The sequence below is a fragment of the Clostridium sp. genome (genome assembly GCF_021443865.1).
GTDB lineage: Bacteria > Bacillota > Clostridia > Clostridiales > Clostridiaceae > Clostridium.
Map to the genome: position 1 here is coordinate 183,895 of NZ_JABUTB010000003.1, position 8,146 is coordinate 192,040.

Here is an 8,146-nt window from a genome sequence, read left to right on the forward strand (position 1 = left end):
ATTAATACCTCCTATAGCTTATTAAAATATTCGTCTATTAACTTTTCTCCCATTCTTCTATACATATTGCTCATATTAATAAAAGAGCTAAGTAGTAAAAAGTTCTTTTGGAATTCTTCATCCTCTTCTATATTTTCACTTGTTACATTACTTTCAATATTATTATTTTTTTCTTCTATAGTTTTTTCTACATCTTTTAAATCCTCATTATATTGTTTTAAATATAAACTATATAATTCTCTTATTGGATACTTTTCTCCATCTTCGAAGGTTTTAACTATTTTATTTAATGAACTCTTTATATCACCGATAGATAATCCACCTTTTAAATTATATATAAGGCTCATTAATATTAAATGCTCCTTACTATACTTTTTATTTTTTATAGACATTAATAATTTACCTTTAGCATAATTATTTACCATAGTCTTTGTTAATGCCTTATCATCTTCAGTTCTTTTGCTTTCATTAAACTTACTATCAAATAACTGAGTAACTTGATCCATATATAAATCTAACTCTGGTATTTCTTCTAAAGTTAATTGATTTTGTAAATTTAATTCTTTAAATTTCTCTATTAATTCGTTTTTATCCATAATTTCCTCCATGTAGTTTTGTAAACTACTTATTAATGTGTCTATATTTAAATATACTAGGAATTAACAGATAATTCAAGAAAATTAATAAATTTAATCACTTTTCTAATAATATTAAGATATTTTCAACTTTGACTTTTTAAATACACTTTATTAATATATAAATAACAATATGTAGTTTTTAAAACTATATGAAAGAGGTGTTGATTTTGGAAAAGTATTTAAGAGAACCTATTAATAGTTTAACCCACTTAATTGGTGCAATTCTTTCGGTTTTTGCTTTAATTGCAATGCTAGTAAAAGGTATTGTTAACAATTCATCTACTGTCACAATTGCTTCAGTTGTAATCTTTGGCATCAGTTTAATTTTGTTATATAGTGTATCTGCAACTTATCATGGTGTTATAACTAGTGATAAAATTATTTTTACATTAAGAAAATTAGATCACTCTATGATTTTTATACTTATAGCTGGTTCTTATGCACCCTTTAGCTTAATTGCACTTGGAGGCTCAAGAGGGACTGTTTTCTTTACAGTTATAACTTCTATTGCAATATTCGGTATCTTATTTAGAATGCTTTGGTTTAACTGCCCAAGATGGCTTCAAACCTCTCTTTATATAGGTTTAGGCTGGGCTGCAATATTTATGATAAAACCTTTATCTCAAGTATTAAATCCTATTAGTTTATTCTTATTAATTTTTGGTGGAGTACTTTATACAGTAGGTGGAGTTATTTATGCTCTTAAACCAAAAAAACTACAATTAGGTAAATTTGGTTTTCACGAGATATTTCATATATTTATTATTCTAGGAAGCCTATGCCACTTTATTAGTGTATTTATATATTTAATATAGTAATTAAAGAGAATATAAAAAATTCTTTAATAAAAAAGCTATTTAAGTAATTTGTTTATGATTACTTAAATAGCTTTTTTTATAAACTCCATTAGGAGTTTATTCCTTAATTCTTCATTTTAAATTTTACATTTAATACTAACCTTGTTTAATTACTGCTTTTCTAGTTAAAAGCCTTGCTATTCCTATAAATATCATAAACACTACTGTAAATGTTAATATAGCAGCATATACATTTACAGGGTTTATCCCAAATATAAATTGTACAAACTTATATATATTCATAGTTAAATTTGGAAATAATGCAGCCCCTAATATCCCCACTCCATTAAATAATATAACAGGGATAATAGATATTATTACCTTCATAACTTTATTACATCTATAATAAATTATAGTTATTAAGAAACCTAAAGAAATTGCAAATAAACATAATGAAGCTTGAAAAAGAATACTATTAAATAAAGTTATTATACTATTACTTTGCACCCAATTAACAGAGTTATCCCAATGACCTCTCCCAATAGCATAACCCATATCATAAAGAGTTGGGCATTTTATAAATATATTATAAATACGATTAATTATTATATCTATAATTGCAATAAATAAAGCAACTGGAATCATAGATATTGCTGTTCCATATATAAAATCTTTTCTAGATACATTATTACTTTTCATAAAATAGAAGCTTTCTTTAAATAAATTTAGCCCTGCAACAAATAAAAATATTACTGATGCTAATTCTATTCCTGAAGATTTTACATTACCATCTCCTGAAAGTAATACTGAAGCTAAACATATAGTGATAAAGGTTAAATAATAAATTCCAATTGAATTTTTTAAATTATTGATATTATATTTTACTATAGATTTTAATTTCATTATTTAACTTCCTCCTCTCCAGTTAAATGGATAAATAGTTTTTGTAATTCTACCTTTGATGTTTCTAGTCCTAATTCCCTTATTTGCATTTTACTTTCATTATTTAATTTTCCTATAATTGTTGCTGACTTAAATCCTGATATAGATTCTGTATTAATGCACTTCTTACCTTCTATATATTCATCAACCTTTTCTGCTGGCCCTGATACTAAATAAGCTTCTGCTAATAAGCTTTCTACTTCTTTATCTCCCAGTACCTTTCCATCTTTAATTATTATTACTTTTTCCAAAATATCAGAAACTTCTTCTATAATATGAGTTGATAAAACTATAGTTTTAGGTTCATCAATATAATTAGAAACTAGTTCCTTATAGAACATATCTCTATGATTGGCATCTAACCCCAAAACTGGCTCATCAAAAAGTAATATTTCAGCTCCAGATGATAAAGTTGTGATTATTTTGCAAATTGATGAATATCCAGTAGACAATTCTTTAAACTTCTTATTAATATTAAGTCCAAACTTTTCACTTAAATTTAAGGCATAATCCATATCAAAACCTTCATAAAATTCTTTTGTCCACTTAAATATATCTTTAATCTTCATTCCTTCAGGATATAAATCTTGCTCTGTCATAAAATAAGATTTTCCTAATGCATTACTATTTTCAATTACATTCTCTCCGTCTATTTCTATAGTCCCTTCACTTGGGAAAATTCTATTAGTTATAAGATTTAAAAGTGTTGTTTTTCCTGCTCCATTTCTTCCTAATAATCCGTATATCTTATTTTCTTCTATAGTTAATGAAACCTTATCTAAAACTCTATGCTTTCCGTATTCCTTTGTTAAATTAGATATTTTTATTAATGACATTATCTATTCCCCCTTCCTAATCATATCTATGATATCTTCTGTAGATATATTAAGTTTCTTCGCTTCTTCAACTAACGAAACTATATAATTAGAATAAAAACTATCTTTTCTCTTCTGTATTAATACTTTCTTGCTTCCACTTGAAACAAACATTCCAACACCTCTCCTTTTATAAATAATTCCCTCATCTACTAACAAATTAAATCCCTTTGCTACTGTTGCTGGATTAATTTTAAATTTTACTGATATTTCCGTTGTTGATGGTATCACTTCATCTTCTTTATAAACTCCATTTAATATGCCATCCTCTATTAATTGAGCTATTTGAATGTAAATAGGTATTTCACTAGAAAAATCTAAATTCATAGCTACCTCCTTTAAACTTTATAATATAATATATGTATCTTTTGTTATTTGGTTCATTACTTATGTAATTAACTATATATCTTCTGGTTATATTTGTCAATATATATCAAATAAATTATTTACTTAATTTCCATTAAATTTTCTAAATATTATTTTGTCTTTCAATGAAATTATGTTTACTTTATGATATAATAACGAAATGAATAATTTTAGAAATGAGGTCGGTTTTTAGTGATAACTGTATCAAACGTAAGTTTAAGATTTGGTGGCCGTAAGCTATTCGAAGACGTAAATATAAAGTTTAATCCTGGTAATTGTTATGGTGTTATAGGTGCTAATGGTGCTGGTAAGAGTACTTTCTTAAAAATATTATCTGGAGAAATAGAACCAAATACAGGTGATGTAAGTATAGCTCCTAATACAAGAATGTCTGTTTTAAAACAAGATCACTTCGCTTATGATGAGTTTGAAGTTTTACAAACAGTAATTATGGGTAATAAAAGATTATATGAAATAATGGAAGAAAAGGATGCTTTATATGCAAAGCCAGACTTTTCTGATGAAGATGGTATAAGAGCTTCTGAATTAGAAGGTGAATTTGCTGACATGAATGGATGGGAAGCTGAATCAGATGCATCTTCATTACTTCAAGGTTTAGGAATCGGAACTGATATGCACTATAAGAAAATGAGTGAATTAACTGGTTCTGAAAAAGTTAAAGTTCTTTTAGCCCAAGCTTTATTCGGAAATCCTGGAATATTAATTCTAGATGAGCCTACTAACCACTTAGATATACAATCAATTAACTGGTTAGAAGATTTCCTTTTAAGATTTGAAGGAACTGTAATAGTAGTATCCCATGATAGACACTTCTTAAATACAGTATGTACTGTAATGGCTGACGTTGACTTTGGAAAAATCAAATTATACGTTGGTAACTATGACTTCTGGTATGAATCAAGCCAATTAGCTCTTCAGATGTCAAAGGATCAAAACAAGAAGAAAGAAGAAAAAATTAAGGAATTACAAGACTTTATCGCAAGATTTAGTGCGAATGCTTCTAAATCTAAGCAAGCAACTTCTCGTAAGAAGTTATTAGATAAGATTACTTTAGATGATATCCAACCATCAAGCAGAAGATATCCTTTCGTTGGATTTAAGCCTGAAAGAGAAGTTGGTAATGAAATTTTAACTGTTGAAGGATTAACTAAGACTATTGATGGAGTTAAGGTCTTAGATAATGTTAGTTTTAGAATTAATAAAGATGATAAAATTGCTTTCGTTGGAGACAATGAAATTGCTATAACAACTTTATTTAAAATAATAACTGGCGAAATGGAACCAGATAGTGGAGAATTTAAATGGGGTATAACTATAACTAGTTCTTACTTCCCTAAAGATAATACTGAATTCTTTGAAGGCTCTGATTTAAGCTTAGTTGATTGGCTAAGACAATATGCTGGAAAAACTGTTGAAGAACAATCTGAATCTTACTTAAGAGGATTCCTAGGAAGAATGTTATTCTCAGGAGAAGAAGCATTAAAGAAAGCTAGCGTATTATCAGGAGGAGAAAAGGTTAGATGTATGTTATCTAGAATGATGCTTACAAATGCTAATGTATTAATTTTAGATCAACCTACTAACCACTTAGATCTTGAATCTATAACTGCTGTTAATAACGGCTTAAAAGATTATAAGAGCGTAGTTTTATTCGCTTCTCATGACCATCAATTTATTCAAACTATAGCAAATAGAATAATTGATATTAAAGAAGATGGTTCAATAGTTGATAGAACTATGACATATGATGAATACTTAGAATTCTCAGGTAAAACTAAGTAAGCTAATATAAGAATACTTTTAAAAGAATAATGTAGCTATATCTAATATAATTTATTAGATATAGCTATTTTTATAAATCTGCTATAATTCTATACTCTATATATTTTTCTCCTCCAAATTCATATTCAAATATCTCCTTCTTTTTAAATCTAATTTTTTTAATTATTTTCTATTAAATGTTTATTTTTATATTTGAAATATAACTTAAAACTAATTACTAAAGTCACAACTTCAGTTAATGGAATTGTAATCCAAACTCCCGTCATTCCAAAAAACTTAGGTAAAAATAATATAAGTGGAATAATTATAATCAATCCTCTTAGTACCGATATAAAAAATGATTGCCTTCCTTCATTAATTGAGGCAAAAAACGATGTAATTACTATATTTATACCCATTATAATAAAGGCACTAAAATAAATATTAATTCCAACAACAGCCATTGAAAGTAATAATTCATCTCCTTCACTATTAAATAAATTCACTATTTTCTCTGAAAATCCTATTCCAATTAAATAGCATCCAAGCCCTAAAATAGTAGATGTAATTACTCCATACTTAAAAATACTTTTTATATTTTTAACTTTATCTTCTCCATAGCTCTTACTAATTATAGGTTGAATTCCTTGAGCTATCCCTGTAAATATTGAAACTACTATAAGTGCTAAGTTAGCAATTACCCCATAAGCAGCAACTCCAGTATTATTAGATATTTTTAATATAGTAAAGTTAAATAATAAAATTATTATTCCTGATGAAAATTCTGTAATAAATGATGGTATTCCTAAAGATATTATATTCCTTATATAAGGAAGCCTAAATTTACACTTAACTAGCTTAAAGTTATTTTTCTTTCTAATAAAATGAAGTGATAATATTACTAAGCTTAATATTGGTGTAGCTCCTGTTGCAAGAGCTGCTCCAAACATTCCAAGCTTAAAAGGAAATATAAATATATAGTCTAAAACTATATTACTTAAGCTTCCTAAAAGCATTGCAATCATAGCTAAATTTGGCTCATTATCATTTCTAACAAAGGCTGTAATTATATAATTTACTATGAAAACAGAAGAAAATGATAATAATGTTTTTAGATATTCACTTGCTAAAGGTGCTACCACCTCATCAGCTCCTAAAATTACTACAATTTCATTAGAAAATATTATACCTATTATAGTAATTATAGCTCCAACAGCTAATCCCATTATTACTGCATGAGTAAATGTTTTATTTGCTCCGCTTTCATTATTTCTTCCTCTTTTTATTGAATAACTAATTCCAGCTCCTATACCAATCATAAGTCCTAATCCACTAATTAAACTCCATAACGGTAAAACTAAATTTAATGCCGTTAATCCAATGCTTCCTACTCCATTTGCTATAAAAAATGTATCAGCAAGTATATAAAAGGATAGTCCTATCATACTTATTACATTTAAAGATACATACTTTGTAAAATCTCTTAAAATATTATCTTTTAATTCTTTCATTTTATATCCTCCTTAATAAAAAAAGCATTAGATTGTTTATACCCTAAGGCCTAACGGCATAAACTTCTAATGCTTGTTATCTAAATAATATATCCGGCGATATTATTATTCTAACTATTTATTTCATATAATTTTATAATATTATACTAATATTGTAAATAGCTATACTCTAAGAATTAATTCATAATAGTATCTATACATTCTCCAACAGTTGAGACACACCTTTGTGCAATACCTTTTAATTCTTCCTCAACATGATGGAATGTAAAACTATTTTTTGTTAGTTCAAACATAGATACATCATTAAAGGAATCCCCTATAGCATAAAGATTTTCCTCTTTAATATTATCTAATTTAAGTATACTTCTTAGCCCATTTCCCTTTGAGCAATTCTTTGGCGCTATATCTACAAAATATTGATTTCTAAAAGCCTCTAGTTCTTGTCCATGTTTTTCAATTAATAAGTTCTTTATTTCCTCTGCTACTACCATATCCTTATTAATGGAAAAAGCACTTATAAATGTATATTTTCTTTCTTTAGCAAATATATCTTCTATTGAAATTCTATTTTCAAAACGTACTAGCATATCTTTAATGTCTTCTGATAAACTGTTTTCATATTCTAATCCCTTAGATTTAACTAAATAATGTTGTCCATCAGCTTCAAAATGAATACAAATATCATCTCTATCTATAAAGGACTTAATAATTTTTTCTGCTAAATCGTGTTTTATGTAATTATTGAAAATAACTTCTTTGTTCTTATCTAATACTATTGCTCCGTTACAAGCTACTATATAGTCATACTCTATTTCGGGATAATCCTTAAATAAATTGTAAATTGATTCTACATCTCTTCCTGTTGAAATTACAAATTTATTTCCTTCTCCCTTAAAACCTATTATAGCTTCTAAGTTTTCTCTACTTATAGTTTGATCCTCCCTTAATAAAGTTCCATCTAAGTCACAAGCTAAATATTTCATCCATTTCCACTCCCCCGAAAATACTTCTAGAAAATTATATCATATTTATTATTCTAATTTTTTCAATATGTAAAATTACTATATATTATTTATATTTAGTATGCACATTATATTTTTATAATATAATTATAATAGATATTATTAAGAAACTAATTATCTAAATTTAATTCTAAAATTAATTTAAGGAGATTGCTATGATATTTAACAGAAAAATAATTTTAACCTTTATTATTTCTCTTACAATTTCATATA

General features: G+C 26.5%; 8 protein-coding genes. 2 read left to right on the top strand and 6 right to left on the bottom strand.

Going from position 1 to position 8,146, the window contains the following annotated elements:
- Positions 1 to 11: 11 nt before the first annotated feature.
- Complete coding sequence (locus HUJ77_RS01600; protein WP_291706819.1) at positions 12 to 596, bottom strand: DUF1836 domain-containing protein; 585 nt, start codon at positions 594 to 596, stop codon at positions 12 to 14.
- A gap of 209 nt (positions 597 to 805) precedes the next feature.
- Between HUJ77_RS01600 and HUJ77_RS01605 the strand changes: the two genes are divergently transcribed.
- Positions 806 to 1,453 carry a hemolysin III family protein gene (locus HUJ77_RS01605; protein ID WP_291706820.1) on the top strand — a complete coding sequence of 216 codons (648 nt, stop codon included), beginning with the start codon at positions 806 to 808 and terminating at the stop codon, positions 1,451 to 1,453.
- A 138-nt stretch (positions 1,454 to 1,591) separates the two neighbouring features.
- Here the strand turns inward: HUJ77_RS01605 and HUJ77_RS01610 are convergent, their stop codons facing one another.
- The 3 genes from HUJ77_RS01610 to HUJ77_RS01620 are packed head-to-tail and all read right to left on the bottom strand — an operon-like array spanning position 1,592 to position 3,579.
- On the bottom strand, positions 1,592 to 2,338 hold the full coding sequence (locus HUJ77_RS01610; RefSeq protein ID WP_291706821.1) for a hypothetical protein: 747 nt from the start codon (positions 2,336 to 2,338) through the stop codon (positions 1,592 to 1,594).
- Positions 2,338 to 3,213, bottom strand: a complete 876-nt coding sequence (locus tag HUJ77_RS01615) for an ABC transporter ATP-binding protein (RefSeq protein ID WP_291706822.1) — start codon at positions 3,211 to 3,213, stop codon at positions 2,338 to 2,340. Before HUJ77_RS01615 ends, HUJ77_RS01610 begins: the two co-directional genes overlap by 1 nt.
- Positions 3,214 to 3,216: 3 nt before the next feature.
- Positions 3,217 to 3,579, bottom strand: a complete 363-nt coding sequence (locus HUJ77_RS01620) for a GntR family transcriptional regulator (RefSeq protein WP_291706823.1) — start codon at positions 3,577 to 3,579, stop codon at positions 3,217 to 3,219.
- A gap of 231 nt (positions 3,580 to 3,810) precedes the next feature.
- On the opposite strand from HUJ77_RS01620, the gene HUJ77_RS01625 reads away from it, so the two are divergent.
- Positions 3,811 to 5,421, top strand: coding sequence for an ATP-binding cassette domain-containing protein (locus HUJ77_RS01625; protein ID WP_291706824.1), 1,611 nt, complete (start codon positions 3,811 to 3,813; stop codon positions 5,419 to 5,421).
- A 158-nt stretch (positions 5,422 to 5,579) separates the two neighbouring features.
- Here HUJ77_RS01625 and HUJ77_RS01630 read toward each other — a convergent pair whose 3' ends face one another.
- Complete coding sequence (locus tag HUJ77_RS01630) at positions 5,580 to 6,911, bottom strand: MATE family efflux transporter (RefSeq protein WP_291706825.1); 1,332 nt, start codon at positions 6,909 to 6,911, stop codon at positions 5,580 to 5,582.
- A 176-nt stretch (positions 6,912 to 7,087) separates the two neighbouring features.
- Positions 7,088 to 7,894, bottom strand: coding sequence for a Cof-type HAD-IIB family hydrolase (locus HUJ77_RS01635; protein ID WP_291706826.1), 807 nt, complete (start codon positions 7,892 to 7,894; stop codon positions 7,088 to 7,090).
- Positions 7,895 to 8,146 lie beyond the last annotated feature (252 nt).